Source organism: Methanosarcina sp. 1.H.A.2.2 (genome assembly GCF_000979975.1).
Classification (GTDB): Archaea; Halobacteriota; Methanosarcinia; order Methanosarcinales; family Methanosarcinaceae; genus Methanosarcina.
The window spans coordinates 1-18,397 of sequence record NZ_JJQL01000005.1; the positions used below are offsets into that span (position 1 = coordinate 1).

Sequence of the window (18,397 nt, forward strand, 5' to 3'; positions counted from 1 at the left end):
GGTGTCGGCACCAAAGGCTCTCTCGTGCATCATGCAGCCGACAAGACGGCTGGAAGGAATACCAACACCACTGTTGCCCTGGTCCCCGTCAAGCCTGAGAGTACCGATATCGTGGGTTACAGGAACTTCCATGCCCTGCTCAACACTGACTGCCTTTCCAGGCATCATCAGAATTTCTGCAAGCTTTTCAAGTTCACCATCACTGAGGACAGAAATCTCACCGAGGTCAGCGGCGTTAGCCGTACCTGCCTCAATCTCCTCAACAATCTTTTCTTTGGTAAGGAAGATCCTCTTTCCGTCTCCCATCCTCAGAGCGTATTCTGTTGCCATTTATTCTCACTTCCCAAGGAGCAGTTCCTTTGCCTTTGCCACGGCTTCGCTGGCATTTTCTGCGTAGCAGTCTGCACCTATCTTATCGGCCCAGGCCTGGGTTGCAGGGGCTCCTCCGACCATGACCTTTACCCTCTCCCTCATACCTTCTTCCTTGAGGAGTTCGATAACCCCTTTCTGTCCAGGAAGAGTTGTGGTCATCAGGGCCGAAAGTCCGATCATATCCGCATTGACCTCCTTTGCCTTTTCGATAAAGTTCTTGATCGGGACATCCCTGCCGATGTCATGAACTTCAAATCCTGCGGACTGGAGCATGGTAGAGACTATAGACTTGCCTATGTCGTGCACATCTCCCTCTACGGTCCCGTTAACAATGACTCCCATTGTCTTTTTTTGGGCTCCCGCAGGCATTTCAGATTCAAGGAGTTTGACCCCTGCAGTCATCGCGTCTGCAGCCATCATCACGTGGGGTAAGAAAAGTTTGCCTCTCTCAAAGAGGACCCCTACCTGGTTCATTCCGGCCGCAAGCCCCTTTTCAATGATCTCGGCCGGTTCCATCACTCCTTTTGCCTTTTCTACGGCTGCAATCACCCTGTCCTTCTTGCAGGAAATAATCGCATCCGAAAGTTCCTGAAGTAATTCTTCTTTGCTTGCCATTTTAAAACCCTCTTTTTCCACATTTATTTTGTAAGAACAGTGGGTTCTTCGTGCAGGAAGAATCCCAGTCTATACATTTAAAAAGAAAAACCATCTCTTCCAGAAAGCGAGTTTCATTTTCCCGCTTTTCCTGAGGGATCGAGATCTACTTTTGCATCAGTTTCTGTCTGTTGCTGGTACCTGCTTTAACCCCCAGGTTTCTACATCTATAGTTCCCACTATACAGCTGTACTTTTGGCCCCCTCCTCCGGATTACTCTTCCTGTCTGTTAAATATGGTAGTGCCGGTAGTTTGTCTTCCCGAACCTCACCTCTATTCTGTTATCCTTCCAGGCGTTCTCACGGAAAGCTACTGAAAAATCCCGTTTTTCCGGGCTATACCCCCTATTTAATATCGTTTGAATCTATATATTTATATCTTGTTAAAATTATTAAATAGTTATTATTTTTAATGTTTAAGTAGAACCCCGGATTTCTTCGATTTGGTGTAAATATACGCCGGGGCTCAGGAACACTGAGGATAAAAACGTGATAGGATGTGATTTTTTTCTGCTGGTTCTCAACGGCAAAAGAAACTCTTTACCCGAGAGCAAAAAGGCTGGAGAAAATCGAAAGTTTAAGTCAAAAGTCCGGGCCTCTGTAAAAAACAGGAGTTTTGGAAAACTCATTACTGCTTCAAGTTCCTGAATGTAGAAGGAGAGGGAAAAGGGTAAAGTCGGGAAAGAACTCTTTTAAGGCCAGAGCCCTCAGTCTTCTTCAAGGCTCGTATTATCCCCTACTGAAAGCATAAGCTCCCCGTAGAGTAATTTCTCAAGGGTTTCAGCTACGTATCTTCTCTGCTGGTATCTCTGGATGTCTTCATGCATCCTTATATCCGAATCTACCTGGACTCTGAGCAGAGCAAAATGAAAAGCTTTTTCATTCTTTATCTGTGCAGTATAAAAGGTTTCCAGCAGGTAAGGAAGTTTTCTGGGGTCTTCGATTACTTCACTTAAAAGCAACATTTCTTCGGGAATATCCATCGTATGCGAACTTATGTCCTTTTTTCCCGTAATTAACTGCAGGTTTCTTTCCGAATACTTTTTTTCAAGAATGATTAATTCACCATTCATACTTTCCACCTACTTCAGTGTTGAGATCTCTAAATTTTCCAGTAAATTGTTCTAGATTGGCTGAACCCCGTATACAGGATACCGGATTCAGGCAAAGAAGGGATGAAGGCAGATTTTAAGCCAGCATTCCCTTTACTATAATGTCTATTGCCTCGTCTTCTTCAAGACCGCGGGCCATGAGGGTTTCTACTTCCTTTTTGTCCACGCAGCCGATTGCAGCTTCATGAGTAACCTTGGCAAGGGGGTTGTCGACCCGGACAATTGGCACGGCTTCAGCCTTTGCATTGCCCTGGATGACTTCCATGCAGTCCACGTGTCCGCGGGCTCTCGGGGCGCGGCCTTCGGTGATTCCCCTGAATTCCGATATGGCATTATCAGTTATGGCAAGCCGGCTTTTGATAACACTGCGGGCGTTTTCCCCGTTCAGGGAGATTTTCTCGAGGATCTTTATCATATCATCTGCTTTTCCGTAGACCTTGGTGACCATCTCGCAGATCGAGTCTTTTTCGGCATCCACACTGTAATCGAATTCCAGATACCCTACCCTTCCGGAGAGAAGGGAAAAGTTCGTGTAGTAACTGCCTCCTTCCTCGATCTTTATATGGGCTTTCGGGATCACCTGAATTCCTCCGTGGGAGCCGTGGAAATGGGTCTCGGTGTATTTCAGGGACGCATTCTTTCCGATAAGCATCTCAGCATCCATTTTGTGGATAACCTTTTCAGCGTTCGGGAAGGTGCAGTGGGCTATAAGTTCCACAGCCGAGTCTTCTTCGGCTACGAAGTCCATATTGATTTCCTGAAGCCCATCTTTAGGGACCACACCGAAACAGAGGTGGACAGGCAGGGGGATTTTATATCCTTTTTTGATGGTCAGTTTAATGTCCACGCCGTGTTCGGTTTCTTTTTTCTCAAGCACTACGCCTTCGGTAGCATTTGCACTTAGCACCTTGTTCCCGCTTATCACAAGACTTGAGATTCCATGGTCATGCAGGACTGCAGTATCTCCTCCGGCTGCGGTATAAGCTGCCGTTATGCCTTCTGCTTCTCTTGAAAGCGCATTCAATGTAATCTGAGTCATTTTTCAGACCACCTTTGGGGGTGATACCCGGCTGTCACAGGGTATGCATCTGTTTTTAAAAAATTCGCTGATTTCCAGGGGATCCCCGCTCCTGAGGATTGACCCTTCGCACATAAGGGATGCTTTGTCCGAGGCAGCTGCAATTTCTTCCCGGTGCGTGATTACAAGGACTGAAGAGCCGTTTTCTTTGAGCGCCCGGATCAGGGAGACGATTTCTTTTAAGGAAACCACGTCAATTCCGGAGTCAGGTTCATCAAGAATTGCAAGTTTCGGCTTCATGGTAATGATAGAGGCAAGCTCGATTCGCTTTCTTTCGCCCCCGCTCAATGCCTCGCCTACTTCTCTGTCAAGGTATTTTTCAGGTTTCAGGTCGACTTTCCTGAGGGCTTCCTTTATCTCGTCTTCTGTAATGCCTCCATTGCCTTTTGCCCCAATTGCAAGATAATCCCTGACCTTTAGCCCCTCAAAGCGAGCGGGTTCCTGCCAGGCAAGGGTTATGCCTTTTTTTGCACGCTCGGTTATCGAAAGTACTGCAACATCTTCCCCATCAAAAATGATGCTGCCTTCTTCATGTTCATAACCCTGGAGCCCCATCAGGGTGTAGGCAAGTGTACTTTTCCCTGCACCGTTTGCGCCGATAATGCTGTGGATTTCACAGTCTCCCACTTCAAGGTTGACCCCACGCAGAATTTTTTTTCCATCACGGCTCAATATCAGGTTTTTTAAGGATAAAATATATGACACCTCTAGCAAATTTTTGTTTGAGCACTGCAACATTTAGTTTGAGCACTGCAGCAAATCCTTGCAGCGCTGCAGGTCTTTAACGGTATTTACGTTTAGTGCTAGTTTGGGATTATCAAGTATCAGATTAAAGTCTTCCTGTTCGGTTCGGATTTGAGAACTGTCAAGGATATTTACTCCAGCGGGCACGATAAGTTTTCCATCCTTGTTAAATACAGTATCCGGCCTGGTTCCTGCTCCCTTGCATACATTGATAGGGACATATACGGAAAGTGCAGGCTTTCCTTCTTCCCTGTATTTCCGGATTACCGAATCAATAAGCTCGGAGTCTATAAGGGGCAGGTCGGACATGATAATCATTACAGGACCCGTCGTTCCTGCAGTTTCCACTGCATGAATCATATCCCCTACATAGTTTCCTCCAAAAGTCCTGATTACCTGAACCTCGCCTTTGTAGCGTTCCTGAATCATGATTTCGGTCTTCGGGGTAACAGGCGAGACCGCTACGAAAACTCTGTCGATATTTTTTGTTGATCTAAGTGTATCTATCACATAGGTAATGAGTGGCTTTCCGAGCAATTCAACACAGGGCTTTTCCCCCATTCCAAGCCTCTGCCCGAACCCTCCTGCCATTACAATAGCGTCCATTCCAGACCTCCGGTGTTTAATGAAAGTTTGAGGATAACCGCAATAATAATCAGGGCAGTTATTCTTCCAATTTCGTTAGCAGTACCTATTCCGTCGCCGTTTAAGCCCCCAAAGTGGGCATAACTCCTGTTAAGGAGTACAAGAGCCGAGGCACATGCTGCAAGGTAGGGAAGCAGCCCTATCAATCCAAATGGCAGGGAACATACAACTGCTCCAAAGATAAATCCTATGAGGAAATTTTTATGGGTTGCCCCGTTTATGGTCATGGCTCCAAGACCCGGGTAAGCCTGGTCTTTCGGGGGAGGAATCGGTTTCCCAAAAGCGGCAATGGTTAACATGGACTGCTTGGCACTGACCTCTGCAATAAACATGGATGCAAACATAAGCAGCGGAAGGTTAGAACCAAAAGCTGTAAAGCCTTCTTCCTGGACAGACCTTATGGAACCGTACAGGGCAAGCAGTACAAGCATGCCAAAAGCTACTCCTCCTGTCCCGAGAGTCGTATCTTTTAAGGCTTTGATTTTTTTCTCAAGGGACCCATGGGCCATAAAGCCGTCTCCCATGTCAGTGACCCCGTCGAGGTGGTTAAAGCCTGTAATGTAATATATGACTCCCATGATAAGGGCTGCAAGGAACGGGCCCGGAAATATCAACTGCCCTATGTATGCAAATGCCCCTATGAGAAGTCCGATTACAGCTCCCACGATAGGGTAGAAGTAGATCTTTTTCATGAGCTCATCGATCCCTTCCATACTGATTCCTACAGGGATCGTGGACAGGAAGCCAAAACCCGACTTAAATGCCAGTAAATATGAATTCATTATGTATCGCCTGTTTTTTAGTCATTTCTTTCAAACTCTGCCATACCTCTTGAATACATATTGGAAGACACGCCTCCGATAAGGCCCCCTATGACGTCGTCCATGAAAGGCCCCAGATTTGCAAGGATTCCGGGCTTTAGTTTGTCATACCTGACAAACTCGAATGTCCCTTTAGAGCCGCTGATATAGTTTGCGATGCTGTTGCCCAGCACTTCGTCAGCGATTATAAAACTAAGGTCTTTTTCATAAGAACTTTTGCTAAGATTCGGAAGGTTTCCGGCTCTGCCTTCCCTCTCCAGCAGAACCCCGGAATAAATCAGAAGGCAGAGATTCGGGTCCGACAGAGCGAATTTGAGTTCCCTTTTAAACAGAGCTTCGGCTTTTTCCCTTGTCTCAAGTCCGGGGTGAGGGACATACATTTCGAGAGCTGTGTCCGCAAGGTCCTGGATACTTATGCCTTCTTCGGCCAGGACATCGAGGATATCGACGGTAGCTTTTCCCTCTATTTTTTCAGGCTGCCCTTTTTTCAGGTCCCTTTCCTCAATATCGGATAACTTCATACTGATCACTCCGGGGTTGTCAAAACGGTTAGTTTCTGCTTGATAATAGTATTAAAACGGTCGAGCTTGAAATGATGGAGCTTAAAACGAGAAATTGGTTTTAAGCTTTTTACCGGTTAATGTAATGGATTTATAATGGATTTAACTGCTTCCGGCATTCACCTGCCGAGCATATTCCGATTTCTCAGGGTCCCAGCTTCCGCGCATCCGGATTATGAAATTGGCGGGGGTCCTGTAAATTAATGGTTTCAAAGTAAGGGTTTCAAAGTAAGGGTTTCAAAGTAAGGGTTTCAAAGTAATGGGGGTACATCTACAGATCACAGATACAGGTAAATTCCCGTAATCTGTATCACTGCCACAAAAGCAACAAGTGAAAACCCTGAAGCAATTGCTATTAATTGGGAGACCCGTTTTATATCTTTTACTTCGGTAGGCGGGTATGAGGCTCCCAGCACATAAGTGTCGGGTTTTTCAAGTTTAACCCCCAGAGCCCCGGCAGTAGCAGCCATCGGATAGCCGGAATTGGGGGACGGAGTCTTCATCCCGTCTTCGAGAGCAGCCTTTATGCTGTCGAGCGGATTGATTTTTCTTCCGTTTTTAGGGAATAAGGATATTGTAAAGGCTGCAGCAAGGATAAAGATAACTGAAATACGTGCAGGGACCCAATTCAACACATCATCTGACTTCGCTGAGAAGTATCCCAGTTCCCTGTAAGGCTCGGTTTTATACCCTACCATCGAATCAAGAGTGCTTATGGCTTTAAAGGCATAGGCAGCCACAAGCCCGAGTTCTCCGAAAAGTGCGTAATAAAAAATCGGGCTCAGGACACCGTCCACGTAATTTTCGGAGACGGATTCAATAACCGCAGAAGACATCTGAGTTTTTGTCAGTTTGGAGGTGTTTCGGCTGACGTAGATAGGGAGCAGTTCCCGGACTTTTTCCAGCTGGTTTTCTTCAAGGTGTTTGTAAATCTTTCTGGCAGGGCTCAGCAGGCAGTTGATTGCAAAGGTGGCTTTCAGGAAGTAGGCTTCGATTAAGAGTGCTAAAATGTACGGAATTCCCGGAAGGGCTGCAATGTAGAGAACGGAATAACCCAGTAAAGACGCGAAGAAAACACAGCAAAGAGCCATTGCCACACCATAGAGTTTCCTGTGGGTTTTTGGGGCTGCGTTTTTCAAAAAACTGATTAATTTTCCGATCCAGACAACGGGGTGAATAGCAGCAGGAGGCTCTCCGAAAACTATGTCTATAACTGCAGCAAGCAGAAGTACCAGAGCAAGGTGCCCGCTGTCCGGGATAATCATAAGATAGGCTCCATTACTTTTTTCCAGGCCACTTTTACAAGTTCGTCCGTATCCCCTTCCTGCATAAGGCAGTCAAGGACCTTCTGGGCTATTTCTTTCTTATGGACAAGGTGGCAGTCAACGCAACTCCAGACTCTGCCGCCCCTTGAGCTCTTGATCCATTTTCCTCCGGTTTTCTCGTTTTCACAGGGGTAAAATGGGCAGAAGCAGAAGGTGCAGTTCTGGCCTTCAAAATGGCAGGGATAATACTCGCAGGTCTTCCTGCCTCCTATGCCTTCTTCACTGGCTTTTTCGATTACTTGCTGCAGTTCGTTCTTTGCCTGTTCTCTGCCCCACTCGGTGATAACTTCTCCGATTGCAGCAATGAGCCTGTCGTTTTCTTCGCCAGTCCTGACGGCAACTCTTATGTAATCTTTTCCCAGGCCGTGAAATGAGACACAGTCCCTAATAAGGACCCCGCGAGCTGCAAGGCGTGCACTCAGTTCACCTGAGTCAAGCATGAATTTGCTAATGTTGACAAAGATAAAATTAACATTTACTTCCCCGACTTCAAAGCCCCTTATCCTGTCAAGTTTGGCTTTGAGCTTTTCCCCTTCTTCAAGGATCATTGCCCTTGCTTTTTTCAGGTATGGGCTGTCAATCCCGCCTTCTATGTTGAGAAGCGCGATTCCGGTAGTGTTTGCAATAGCTCCGAGGTTCCAGGACAACCTTGCTGTGTTCAGGATCTCAGCCATATCCGGAGAAGCTATCCCGAAGCCCATCCTGATCCCGGGGATCGCAAAGTCCTTTGTAAGAGAGCGCATGACAAAAACATAGTCGTTGTCTGCAGGAAGGTCTGCAACGCTCTGTGAATAATCGGATAGCTCAATGAAGGCTTCGTCTACGTAAAGAAGAGTTTTATGCTCCCTGCAGCGTTCTGCAAGAGCTTTGAGTTCTTCCCTGCTGCGGAGTTTTCCAGTAGGGTTGTTCGGGTTACAGATAAAAAGGATTTTTGCCTTATCCAGTATCTCATCCGATAGTGTATCCACCTCGTCCTGTGCAGGATATACCGGCTCTGCTCCTACGATCCGGCACTGCATTTCGTATTCTCCGAAAGTGGGCCATGGTAAAAGGACCTTGTCTCCTTTTTCTACCACAGATTCAACTACAAGCCTGACAATTTCCGTTGAACCGTTACCAGGAATAATACTCTGCGGTGTTACACCCAGTCCTACAAATCTAGCAGCAGCTTCCCTGAACTCCAGATACCTGTTGTCGGGGTATTCCAGGAGTTTTCCGAGGCTCTCTTCAATGATATCCCCAAAGTTTAATCCGCTTTCGGGATAGTCAAATGGGCTTCCCAGTGGGTTAAAGTTTGCACTGAAGTCGAGAATTTCACCTTCGGGGATCCCGTATGTCTCCGAAGTTTCCTGGATTAACCCTCCATGTCTGCAGGGTTTCAGGGCCAGCAGATGCTCCCTTAAAGGTACACTTCTTTGCTCTGACACGTCGATCGCAAATATTTAGCGTGAATCATGTATATTAAGTTGTTTATTATATTAGCCGGTTCAAACTTGCCTTTATTTGCTTTGTTGTTGTTTGATTGCGAAAACTCTGCTTTCTGGAATCCATTATACTTTATTTTACATAAAAAATATATTACAAATGTTTTGGACTCTTATTATATCTGCTTTTCTAACTGATTTCTATTTGTATATTCTATTTGTATATTTTTTGACTTTTAGAGGGGGATATAGAAAAAGTAAAATAGCTTGTTTTTGACTACTCCATCCAGAAAAGCTGAAGAGGAACAGAGCAGCTTCCGTATAACCGCAGAATATATTGTAAAACTGCAGATTATGATATTGTAAAACTATAGATTATGAAATTATAAAACTGCAGATTATGATATTGTAAAACTGCAGATTACAGTAGAATGTAAGGATAATGCTTCCTATAGGAATCCATTTAATCCAGGAAACTAACCTGACCCTTTCTTTCATAGATTAAGAATAGATATAGGCTATTTGCAAGAGCTTTATATGCTGCTTATGAAATGTATATGAGTTATTTATCCGAACAAGCGGTTATGTCTTCAGCATAAATTCTCTAAATTCGATATATACCAGGTGCATTAAAAAATGACAGTTAACAGGCCAAGAGGGACCCGGGACTTTTTACCCGCAGATACTGCCCGGAGAAGGTACGTGGAAAGCGTTATGCGAAATGTTGTCCGTAACTGGGGCTACAGTGAGATCATTACGCCCACGTTTGAACATCTGGACCTTTTTACCCTTAAGTCCGGAGAAGGTATTATAGGGGAACTCTATAACTTCACGGACAAAGGAGGCAGGGAGATGACCCTCAGACCGGAACTTACGGCTCCTGTCATGCGGATGTATGTAAACGAACTTCAGTCTCTCCCCAAGCCGTTGAAGTTATTCTACTTTGAAAATTGTTTCCGCTACGAGCGCCCCCAGAAAGGCCGTTTCAGGGAATTCTGGCAGTTCGGGGTTGAACTCATAGGAAGCGGAAAATCCGACTCGGACGCCGAGGTTATTGCCCTTGCCGATGCAATGTTAAAAGCTGTGGGCATTCAGGGCGACATGAAGATCGGAAACCTTGCAGTGATCCGTACGCTTTTAAAAGGGCTTGAACCCGAGATCGTAAGTAAGGTCATGAGGCTTGTGGACAAGAAAGAGTATGCAGGCCTTGAAGCCCTGCTTGAGGAAATAGGAGCAGAAGAGCAGTTGAAGTCCGACATCTTCCGCCTGATAAATCTCGAAGGCAGGTACACCCTCCCTCAGGCAAAAGAAATAGTCGGGAACATCCCTGAGCTTGTAAGCTTTGAAAAGACCCTTAAACTTCTTGATGCATACGGCGTCAATTACTCGCTTGATTTCGGGATTGCCCGCGGGCTTGACTACTACACGGGCATGGTCTTTGAGGTTTATGCCGAAGGCCTTGGCGCCCAGAAGCAGGTCTGCGGGGGAGGCTCTTACCAGCTTATAAAGCTTTTCGGAGGCGGAGATGTGCCTTCTACAGGCTTCGGGATAGGTTTTGACAGGATAATGGAGATCTGTCCGCTCGAAACCCCGGAACCCAGAAAACTGGTGCTGGTCTCAAAACCCGAGACTCATCTGGAAGCTGCAAAACTTGCAACTACCCTGAGGAATTACCTGCCTGTCCATATAGACCTCATGGAGCGTAATTTCAAAGCCCAGCTCACCTATGCAAATACCATCAATGCTGACTACGTGATCATAGTCGGGGAAAAAGAACTCGAGGCAGGAAAACTGACTTTCAGGGATATGGTATCCGGAGAACAGGAGTTTTTGACACTGGAAGAAATAATAGGAAAGATTACAGGGCAGCCGGACTGAAAGTATTCCTTTTGTCCTATTTCTGCTTCTTTATTTCCTTTCCTTTCCTTTCCTTTCCTTTCCTTTCCTTCCCTTTCCTTGCCTTTCTTTTTTTTATTTATTTCCTTCTTTTTATTTATTATCTTTTTTTCATTTATTTCCTTTTTTTCATTTATTTCCTTTTTTATCACTTAGATTCTCTATCCCACTTATTATTAATTTTGAGGATATTATTTAGACAATATATTTATTGCCCTGTTTTTCAATCCAAAAAAAAGATAAACTTTTTATAGACAAACTGCTTAAATTTTATTACTTTTAATTCCCAAAGTTATCCGGAATCTGGGCGTGGGGGGTAAATTTACGGCTGGTAAGGCTCAAGTTTCAGCCTGTCAAATTATAACTGATGAATCTGCTGTATGCGGGCTTCCTTTCAGGTTTACAGTTACAGGCATTCTCTTTGCTGTGCTTCTACTTATTTCGTCAGTCTATATTTCTGGTTTTTTGGAGGATATGAGGGAACAGGAAACCCTGGATGAAGCTTCAAAACTAACAGCTGCTGCCGAACAGCTCTCCATACGCGGAGAAGGGAGTGAAATTGCCTTTGAGATAAGGATACCACACGGAGCATCTGTAGACTTCGGGACTCTGCCTGATCGGGAGGGGGACTGGCCCGAGGATGCGGATAATTATTGTATCACTGTTGGAGGGAAGTCAACCTTTTATCCCGCAGTTGCTTCCTTTTCGAATCCGGAGGTTAACGGACCCTTCTCACTTGGTTCGGGCAGGCACAGAGTACTCCTTTCAACAAAGATCGAGCCTGAATCCGGAAGGCTTTTCGTACTGATCTCTGAAACCGGAGCTGATGAAAAAACATGAGGTCAGGAGAAATCCGTATGGCAAAGGATTTTTCAGAGGATGATTCGGCATGGGCTGACTTTTTAATTTCAAAAGCGGCACTTATTCTTGCCAGCGTAATCCTCTTTACAGCCCTTTTTCAACTGGCTGCCGGATTTAAAGACCTCGAGGCACAGGAACAGCTCGATTTCCTTGCAAGGGATTTCAAAACCGCGGTAGATGAAGCTGGAGCAGGGAGTTTTCAGGAGGGGAGTCAGGAGAAAGTTCAGGAGGAGCTTTCTTTTCGTTTTGATGAGAACGAAGTCTTTCTGGCTTCCCCATTCGGGGAAAATATAGAGGTCTGCGTTTCAGGAGAGTATGTCCATTTGAAGGCCAGATATGATGAAAAAAGTTTCAGTGCTGTAAGGCCCTTTGCCTTCAGAGTCCTGCCTTTCAATGAATCCGTACTCCGGGGAAAGCTGAATACAAAGTTCGGGGCTGAGGGTAATGAAGGATCTCCACTCATCACTGATCTTCAGGAAATTAAGGCTTTCCTTCAGGTTTCCGGGACCGAGGAAGTGGTTTTAAACGCAGGTGAAAACATCTCCATAAAGAAAGAACTTATTTATGTGAAGGACAGTGAGGGGGTTTCTGGTATTGGTTGTGTCCTTGTTTATCAATAAGGTTGGATCTTTGTTTATCAATAATTTACTGGCAGCTGGAAAAAAATTTTGGAAAAAATCTGACACTTCAATCCTCAAGGATGAAAGGGGAGTCCTTGAACCCCATTCCGATCTTCTTGCCACTGCTCTTGCTGTCATAGGTTTCGTGGTCTTTGCTGCCCTTCTTTCCAGGGCATACATGGGATATGAGGACAGCTCTTTTGCTCTTGAGAACTATGAAAGCGCTTCCCTTCTTGCAGGAACGCTGGCCGAAGCACCTGCCTTTAGAGCCGAAAATTCGGGCATGCTTTCTGCATCAGCCCTTGATAAGCTTTCAGGTCCCGATGGACAGAATGAGAGAATGAAATTTTTTGCAGCCTTTTCCGGAAACTATCCGTTTCTGGTCGAAATTCGGACCGGAGATGGGCGCTGGCAGTGGCTCATCGATCCTGAAATTGTCGAACCTGGGCATTTTATTGGAAAACATGAAAAAGTTGCGGCTTCAGTGCCGGTTGTAATCGAGTTGAATCCTGCGGAATCGGTCCCCGGGACCCTTACTGTAGTGCTGTATAAAACTCCGTGGATGTGAAAGAGGATCAAGCAAAGGAGCAAAACGGAGTACACATCGAAAGCAGGAATTGACTGGTCCTTGACAGGAAATCTGATTCAGGACAGGAAATCTGATTCAGGACAGAAACAGGTGAAATAAGATGAAACCTTTGAGAGCTTCTCAAAATTCCGGAGAGTCACAAAAAGTAAAAAATATAAATGTAAAGGGTGAAACTGTTAAGGAATCTTCTGTTTATATGAGGGAGTCTTCAGGTTATTCTACAGTTTTTGATGCCCTATTTTTGCTTGTGTTGATTTCACTTTCAGGGGTCCTTCTTATGCCCTCCTTGCAGGCTGATGAACAGTATATTGCAGCCGGATATGTGACTTCTTCAGAACTGGATGCTTATCTGCTCGAATCCTTTCTTTCCTGTAAACTTGAGGACTTCGAATACGAAATATCTCCTCTTTCGGCACTTAACATTTCAGTCCCCGAAAACTCGATTGTGGAAAGTCCTGCTCACACCCTTTTCGGAAAGGAACAGAAACACAGGACTTTCGCTGACCTGACAGCCGAATACCTGGCCATATCCCTTACTCTATCAAACAACGGCTCAGCCATTTTGCTCAACCCACTGGCTGAGGACTACTCAGATAAGGCTTCTGAAACTATAGCTGCTTATCTGGACAAAAAGGTTGCAGGGAGGTTTTCTTATCGCTTTGAAGCTTACTGGTATCCCGTGGGAGCTTTTCCGATGGGAAGTGAACTTATAGTCGGAGAAGAACCTCCTGCAGATGCCATCCGACAGAGTACAAAACTATCCATGCCTCTTTATGCAAATGCACCTTCTAAGGATGCTCTTCTCGCCTGTGTGAATGATTCCGTGCTTGAAGCTTCACTTAACACTTCTGAAGAAGAGGCTTCAACAGCCCTTTTCCAGGCCTTTAATGCTTCTCTTGATGCCGCAGCTCTTGAAGGGGCGGAGACAGCTGTTGAGCTGCTTTTCCCGTCGGATTATTCGGGGTCAGTTTTCGGAGAAGAAGCAGATGAGTCTTTTGAGACCCTGCTTTACGGGGTTTCGGAAAATGCGGATGAAGAAAATTCTCCCTCAACAGAAGACGAATTTAATGCCTATCTCTCGGACCTGCTTGAAACAGGGTTTGCACTCGATTCCGAAACCTATCCCGGAAATGTATCCACTGCAGAACTCTCTCTACTTGAAGCCCTGCTGGTTGACCACATCAAAAAAGAGATAAGGACAGAACTTGAAGCTGAATTATCAGGTGAAATTAACGAGACTGTTTATGCCATACTCGAGGCTGAAGATCTCTCGAAGGCTCAGGCTCTAAGGGATACAGGGATAGAATCAATTTACAGGCAGATCAATCCCGGAGGGGCAAGAATAGTCCTTTACCTCTGGAAACCATTTTAATGGGGATGGAAGCCTTTTTCAGAAATTTATTTCGTCGGAAGAGACCCTGCTCCTATTTTTATGCTTATAATGTTTTTCCTTCTTTTTTCCCGACACAAAGTATATATTATATGGTGCAATCTCTAGTGATGTTTTTACCGAAACACTTACGCTTTTGCAGGAGTTCCTGAAAAAAGCCACGCAGCAGTTTGCTGTGGCGGATTAAAAATCTCCCGATCGATGTGTTGGTCCGTTATAGTCGGTAAAGATATAACCTCAGCCCGAAGAGCTTTTCTTTCGGGTATCGATCAATTAATATCAGGAGAATCAGATATGGCAAAAATGCATACCAAAAGAAAAGGAAAGTCAGCATCCACCAGGCCTAACAGAACCGAAGCCCCTGAGTGGTGCAAGATTGGAGCAGACGAAGTCACTTCAATTACACTGGATCTCTGGAAACAGGGTGTATCCACATCCGAAATCGGAATGATTTTAAGAGACCGCTATGGAGTCCCTGACGCCAAGCTCGTCACAGGTAAGAAGATCACAACAATTCTCAAGGAAAACAACGTTTATTCTAACATTCCCGAAGATCTTACCAACCTCATCGTGAAGGCTCTGAAACTGAGGAAGCACCTTGCTATTAACAAGAAAGACGTACACAACAAGCGTTCCCTCAACCTGACTGAGTCCAAGATCAGAAGGCTTGTTAAGTACTACAAACAGGAAAAGGTACTTCCGAGAGATTGGTTCTACAAGCCTGAAACCGCAGAAATGATGATTACCAGATAAACCTGAAAATTCCCACTCAAGGGATTTTTCCACATAAGGATTGAGTTTGCCTTTCCGGCAAACTCCCTTATACTCTTTTTTAAAACGTAAAATCCTTCCTGTGCCTCTGATATGAGGTGTCAGAAAGCGCGACCCAGTGTTTTTTTTGCCCGCAGTTGTGCCGCTTTTTTCATTACGGCATCATTATTTGCTTGCAATGTAGCTTATTTTGCAGTCCCATGCAGGGCTCCCCGGAACTACACACCGCATACCTGAAATCTCCCCGATAACGACTGGCAGGCCATATACCTCTTCGATTACCTGAGGGGTAATTACTTCCACTCCTCCATAGGCGTGAACTTTCCCTCCCTTCAGGAGAATGAACCGGTCTGCATATCTGAAAGCCTGATTGAGGTCATGCATCGTCATCACAGCCGCAATCTTATGCTTAAGGACTATCTGCCTGATAATGGCCAGGATCTCCACCTGGTTCCTCAGGTCGAGACTGCTTGTCGGCTCGTCAAGGAGAAGGACTTTTGGCTCCTGAACAAGGGAACGTGCTATTGCTACCTTCTGGAGTTCGCCTCCGCTCATCTCATCGATATAGGACAGGCGCAGGTTTTCCATCGAGAGTAACTTGAAGACCGAATCAACGATCTTGAGATCCTTTTCCGTAATATCCCATTTAATATGGGGCCGCCTACCTAGCAGGACTGCATCAAAAGCCGTCAGCCTCCCTGTTTCCACACGCTGCGGGACATACCCGATAAGGCGTGCAATTTCCATTGTCCCGAGGTCGGAAAGGTTTTCCCCGTCTATATGGACTGCTCCCCCTCTCGGGTTGAGGATCCTGTTCAGGCATTTTAACAGGGTAGTCTTGCCAACTCCGTTGGGACCCAGGATTGCGACAACTTCGCCTTCATCGATTGAAAAGGCAATCTCATGAAGGATTTTACGGTTACGATATAAAAACTGGAGTTCATCTACAGAAAGAATCATCGTTTATACCCCCTGATGAGCAGGTAAATGAAAGTTGGTGCCCCCATGAAAGCAGTCAGGATGGAGACCGGAAGCACATATGGGGACACTATAAGCCTGGCTGCGGTGTCCGATACCAGAAGGAGGATTGCCCCAAGAAGAGTTGAGCCGGGTATAAGGTATCTCTGGTCATCCCCTATAATCCGCCTTACCATATGCGGACAGATCAGCCCCACGAACCCTATGACGCCAAGGAACGAAACGATAACAGCCGAGACAAGTGCAGCAATAATCATGCCTATAAGCCTGACTTTTTCCACGTTGACACCGAGGCTTTTTGCGGTCTCATCCCCTGCATCGATTGCATTGTAGTTCCAGCGGTTGGCAATGAAGAATATGACCGCGAACAGGACAACCCCTGTCATAATCCCCAGTTCCGGCCAGTTTTTCACTCTTCCGACATCGCCAAAGGTCCAGAAGACAACTGCTGCAAGCTGGGTATCGTCAGCAAAGTACTGCAGGAACATTGTCCCTGCGGTAAAGAGGGAAGACAGCGAAACACCTGCAAGCACCATTACCTCGGGTGAAGACCCGCGGATCCGGGAGATGAGCAGGATTACCCCTGTGGCAAGAAGGCAAAAGATGAAAGCTACCATTGTGGTCAGGTAAGGGTTGTTGAGGATGACGGCGTTTGCAACGCTCGATTGCATCCTCCCTGTCCCGAGCACAATTACTGAGAAGGCAGCCCCGAAAGCTCCGGCGTTTGAGATGCCGAGAGTAAACGGAGACCCGAGAGGGTTACGCAGGATAGACTGCATTACCACCCCAGCAACTGAGAGCCCGGCTCCTGCTACTATAGCAGCCAGGGCTTGAGGGAGACGGATGTTCCAGATTATCGAATCCCATTTATCAGAGATGTTCTCCCCCATCAGGGTTTGCAACACCCCATAAGGGGGTATCGTTACCTCTCCTACGGAAATCGAGTATATAAACATGAAAAAAAGGAGCAGGAGCCCCCCCATTATCCAGAAGTACTTCCTCCGCACGTATACGAGGTAATCTTCGGGTACTGCTCCGTCGGCAAAATGCACTTATTTATACCCTCCATCTTACTGCAGAATCTGCTTGAAACCCGTATCATTGTACTGTCCGTTCAGGTCAGAAAACACAGGTTTGCCAATGAAGAAAGTATAGATCTCGTCGGCTTTGGCTTCAGGGTCGATATCCTCAAACTGGTCCGGATAGAGCACCTTTCCTACAAAATAAGCGTTTGCAAGCACTGACTCATAGTTGGTGCTGTAGAAGTTGTAGGGTATCACTCCGTAAACATTTCCATTCTTCACGGCTGAAAGCCCTTTGAGTGACGGATCGGTCTTGAGTTCTCCGACGGCTCCTTCATTTCCCAGCTGGAGGGTGCCAATGTCGATAAAGATATACTCAGGGTCCCAGTTTACCAGGGCTTCTTTAGCAATATCCGCATGGTCTGCGCCCATTCCGGCTGCAACGTTATTTGCATTTACCCAGAGGAATGGTGGATAAGCCGGTTCTGTGGAAATTATCCCGTGAGCTCCTGCACTGCTCACCCCTCCGACATAAACAGTCTTTCGTTCGGATTCCGGAATGTCGGCAGTCCTGTTTTCGAGGTCTTCCATCGTAGCTTCGATATAAGCGATTACCTCTTCTGCTCTTTCCTGTTTGCCCACTACCTCACCCATTATCCGGAGTGAACTGTACATTTCAGCTTTCTGTTCCTCGTTCTTCAAAGACCCGTAAGGGAATGAGATTACCGAGATTCCGGTTTTTTCCTGGAGACTGTCGGCTTCAGCGGCATTTGTTGCCGAAGGTTGGCCAGTTGTGCCGGTTTTCAGAACAACCTGAGGGTTGATATTAATGATTTTTTCCGGGTCATCCTTGCCCCTGAACTCGCCGATCAGGGGATAGCCCTTAAGCTGCGGATTTGCAAGGGCATAAGGACGGCCTTCTACCTCTGACTCCTTCTTTTCCAGACTGTCAACTCCGACTACGAAGTCCTGAGCCTGCAGATATACAAGGTAGCGCAGGGATCCTGCCCCTGAACAGACGACCTCTTCAACATTTTCAGGTATGGTTACATTTCTGCCGAACCCATCTGTGATTGTAATTCCTGCGGATTCTGTTAACTCCTCGGAATTTGTAGTGATCCCGGCAGACTCTGCTGGAGCCGCACCTTCTCCGTCCTCAACAGGAGTGGATTTGCTCGTACATCCTGAGGTTACGACCAGGGCAGCTATGAGCACTCCAATGAAAATAATTTTAGTTATTTTAATACTGGGGGATATATTCATGTTACGTTCCTCTAATTTACTAGAGAAAGCGTATTACATAAAGTTAACTAATTTATTCGATTAATTCTTATAATACCAATAATTTTTCAAATATTGGTATGATTTATTGTGAGATTTAATTTGGTTGAGGATAATATAGATAGTGAGTGCAGGGGTGTTATGAATCCGCTGCTACTTTCATTATTGTGCTGGGGGTACCTGTGAACAGTGACTTTTTTGACAGATTTCGCGTTGTCCTGCAAATGGTACATTTATTTTACACAGAAGACGGGA

18 protein-coding genes and 1 pseudogene are annotated in these 18,397 nt (G+C 45.9%); 6 read left to right on the top strand and 13 right to left on the bottom strand.

Annotated features, from left to right (window positions below; translation table 11 throughout):
- From EO93_RS00755 to cobD, 10 genes and pseudogenes are all read right to left on the bottom strand, one after another.
- A pseudogene (locus tag EO93_RS00755) lies at window positions 1-330 on the bottom strand ([dimethylamine--corrinoid protein] Co-methyltransferase); the annotation flags it as partial.
- Window positions 331-336: 6 nt separating this feature from the next.
- The gene (gene mtbC / locus EO93_RS00760; protein ID WP_048137022.1) at window positions 337-987 is read right to left on the bottom strand and encodes a dimethylamine corrinoid protein MtbC; all 651 of its coding nucleotides are present in this window, start codon (window positions 985-987) and stop codon (window positions 337-339) included.
- 745 nt (window positions 988-1,732) lie between these two features.
- On the bottom strand, window positions 1,733-2,098 hold the full coding sequence (locus EO93_RS00765; RefSeq protein WP_048160616.1) for a hypothetical protein: 366 nt from the start codon (window positions 2,096-2,098) through the stop codon (window positions 1,733-1,735).
- Window positions 2,099-2,213: 115 nt separating this feature from the next.
- Window positions 2,214-3,176, bottom strand: a complete 963-nt coding sequence (locus EO93_RS00770; protein ID WP_048135212.1) for a SufD family Fe-S cluster assembly protein — start codon at window positions 3,174-3,176, stop codon at window positions 2,214-2,216.
- 3 nt (window positions 3,177-3,179) lie between these two features.
- Window positions 3,180-3,887: an ABC transporter ATP-binding protein gene (locus tag EO93_RS00775; RefSeq protein WP_048135214.1), complete on the bottom strand. Its 708-nt coding sequence runs from the start codon at window positions 3,885-3,887 to the stop codon at window positions 3,180-3,182.
- A 66-nt stretch (window positions 3,888-3,953) separates the two neighbouring features.
- On the bottom strand, window positions 3,954-4,565 hold the full coding sequence (locus tag EO93_RS00780) for an NTP transferase domain-containing protein (RefSeq protein WP_048135215.1): 612 nt from the start codon (window positions 4,563-4,565) through the stop codon (window positions 3,954-3,956).
- A complete protein-coding gene (gene cobS, locus EO93_RS00785; RefSeq protein WP_048135216.1) occupies window positions 4,550-5,386 on the bottom strand; it encodes an adenosylcobinamide-GDP ribazoletransferase in 837 nt (278 codons plus the stop codon). The genes EO93_RS00780 and cobS overlap by 16 nt, the downstream gene beginning before the upstream one ends.
- 17 nt (window positions 5,387-5,403) lie before the next feature.
- Entirely contained in the window at window positions 5,404-5,946 is a 543-nt protein-coding gene (cobZ, locus tag EO93_RS00790; protein WP_048135221.1) for an alpha-ribazole phosphatase CobZ, read from the bottom strand.
- A gap of 317 nt (window positions 5,947-6,263) precedes the next feature.
- On the bottom strand, window positions 6,264-7,250 hold the full coding sequence (locus tag EO93_RS00795; protein WP_048160617.1) for a cobalamin biosynthesis protein: 987 nt from the start codon (window positions 7,248-7,250) through the stop codon (window positions 6,264-6,266).
- On the bottom strand, window positions 7,247-8,737 hold the full coding sequence (gene cobD / locus EO93_RS00800) for a threonine-phosphate decarboxylase CobD (RefSeq protein WP_048160618.1): 1,491 nt from the start codon (window positions 8,735-8,737) through the stop codon (window positions 7,247-7,249). The genes EO93_RS00795 and cobD overlap by 4 nt, the downstream gene beginning before the upstream one ends.
- A gap of 633 nt (window positions 8,738-9,370) precedes the next feature.
- Between cobD and hisS the strand changes: the two genes are divergently transcribed.
- The 6 genes from hisS (at window position 9,371) to EO93_RS00830 (ending at window position 14,843) form a co-directional block, all read left to right on the top strand.
- Window positions 9,371-10,612, top strand: a complete 1,242-nt coding sequence (gene hisS / locus EO93_RS00805; RefSeq protein WP_048135231.1) for a histidine--tRNA ligase — start codon at window positions 9,371-9,373, stop codon at window positions 10,610-10,612.
- Window positions 10,613-11,104: 492 nt separating this feature from the next.
- Complete coding sequence (locus tag EO93_RS18035; RefSeq protein ID WP_235284062.1) at window positions 11,105-11,470, top strand: hypothetical protein; 366 nt, start codon at window positions 11,105-11,107, stop codon at window positions 11,468-11,470.
- Between the two features lie 17 nt (window positions 11,471-11,487).
- Window positions 11,488-12,111: a hypothetical protein gene (locus EO93_RS00815; RefSeq protein ID WP_235283248.1), complete on the top strand. Its 624-nt coding sequence runs from the start codon at window positions 11,488-11,490 to the stop codon at window positions 12,109-12,111.
- Window positions 12,112-12,121: 10 nt separating this feature from the next.
- Entirely contained in the window at window positions 12,122-12,679 is a 558-nt protein-coding gene (locus EO93_RS00820) for a hypothetical protein (RefSeq protein WP_048160658.1), read from the top strand.
- Window positions 12,680-12,800: 121 nt separating this feature from the next.
- A complete protein-coding gene (locus tag EO93_RS00825; RefSeq protein WP_235284063.1) occupies window positions 12,801-14,072 on the top strand; it encodes a hypothetical protein in 1,272 nt (423 codons plus the stop codon).
- A 312-nt stretch (window positions 14,073-14,384) separates the two neighbouring features.
- Window positions 14,385-14,843, top strand: a complete 459-nt coding sequence (locus tag EO93_RS00830) for a 30S ribosomal protein S15 (RefSeq protein ID WP_048127524.1) — start codon at window positions 14,385-14,387, stop codon at window positions 14,841-14,843.
- 183 nt (window positions 14,844-15,026) lie between these two features.
- Here EO93_RS00830 and EO93_RS00835 read toward each other — a convergent pair whose 3' ends face one another.
- Genes EO93_RS00835 through EO93_RS00845 form a run of 3 tightly spaced genes read right to left on the bottom strand, consistent with a single transcriptional unit; the run spans window position 15,027 to window position 18,124 of the window.
- Window positions 15,027-15,821 carry an ABC transporter ATP-binding protein gene (locus EO93_RS00835; RefSeq protein WP_048160622.1) on the bottom strand — a complete coding sequence of 265 codons (795 nt, stop codon included), beginning with the start codon at window positions 15,819-15,821 and terminating at the stop codon, window positions 15,027-15,029.
- Window positions 15,818-16,891 (bottom strand): iron ABC transporter permease, encoded by a 1,074-nt coding sequence (locus EO93_RS00840; RefSeq protein ID WP_048160624.1) that lies wholly within the window; start codon window positions 16,889-16,891, stop codon window positions 15,818-15,820. The genes EO93_RS00835 and EO93_RS00840 overlap by 4 nt, the downstream gene beginning before the upstream one ends.
- Window positions 16,892-16,909: 18 nt before the next feature.
- Complete coding sequence (locus EO93_RS00845) at window positions 16,910-18,124, bottom strand: iron ABC transporter substrate-binding protein (protein ID WP_048160626.1); 1,215 nt, start codon at window positions 18,122-18,124, stop codon at window positions 16,910-16,912.
- Window positions 18,125-18,397: the final 273 nt, after the last annotated feature.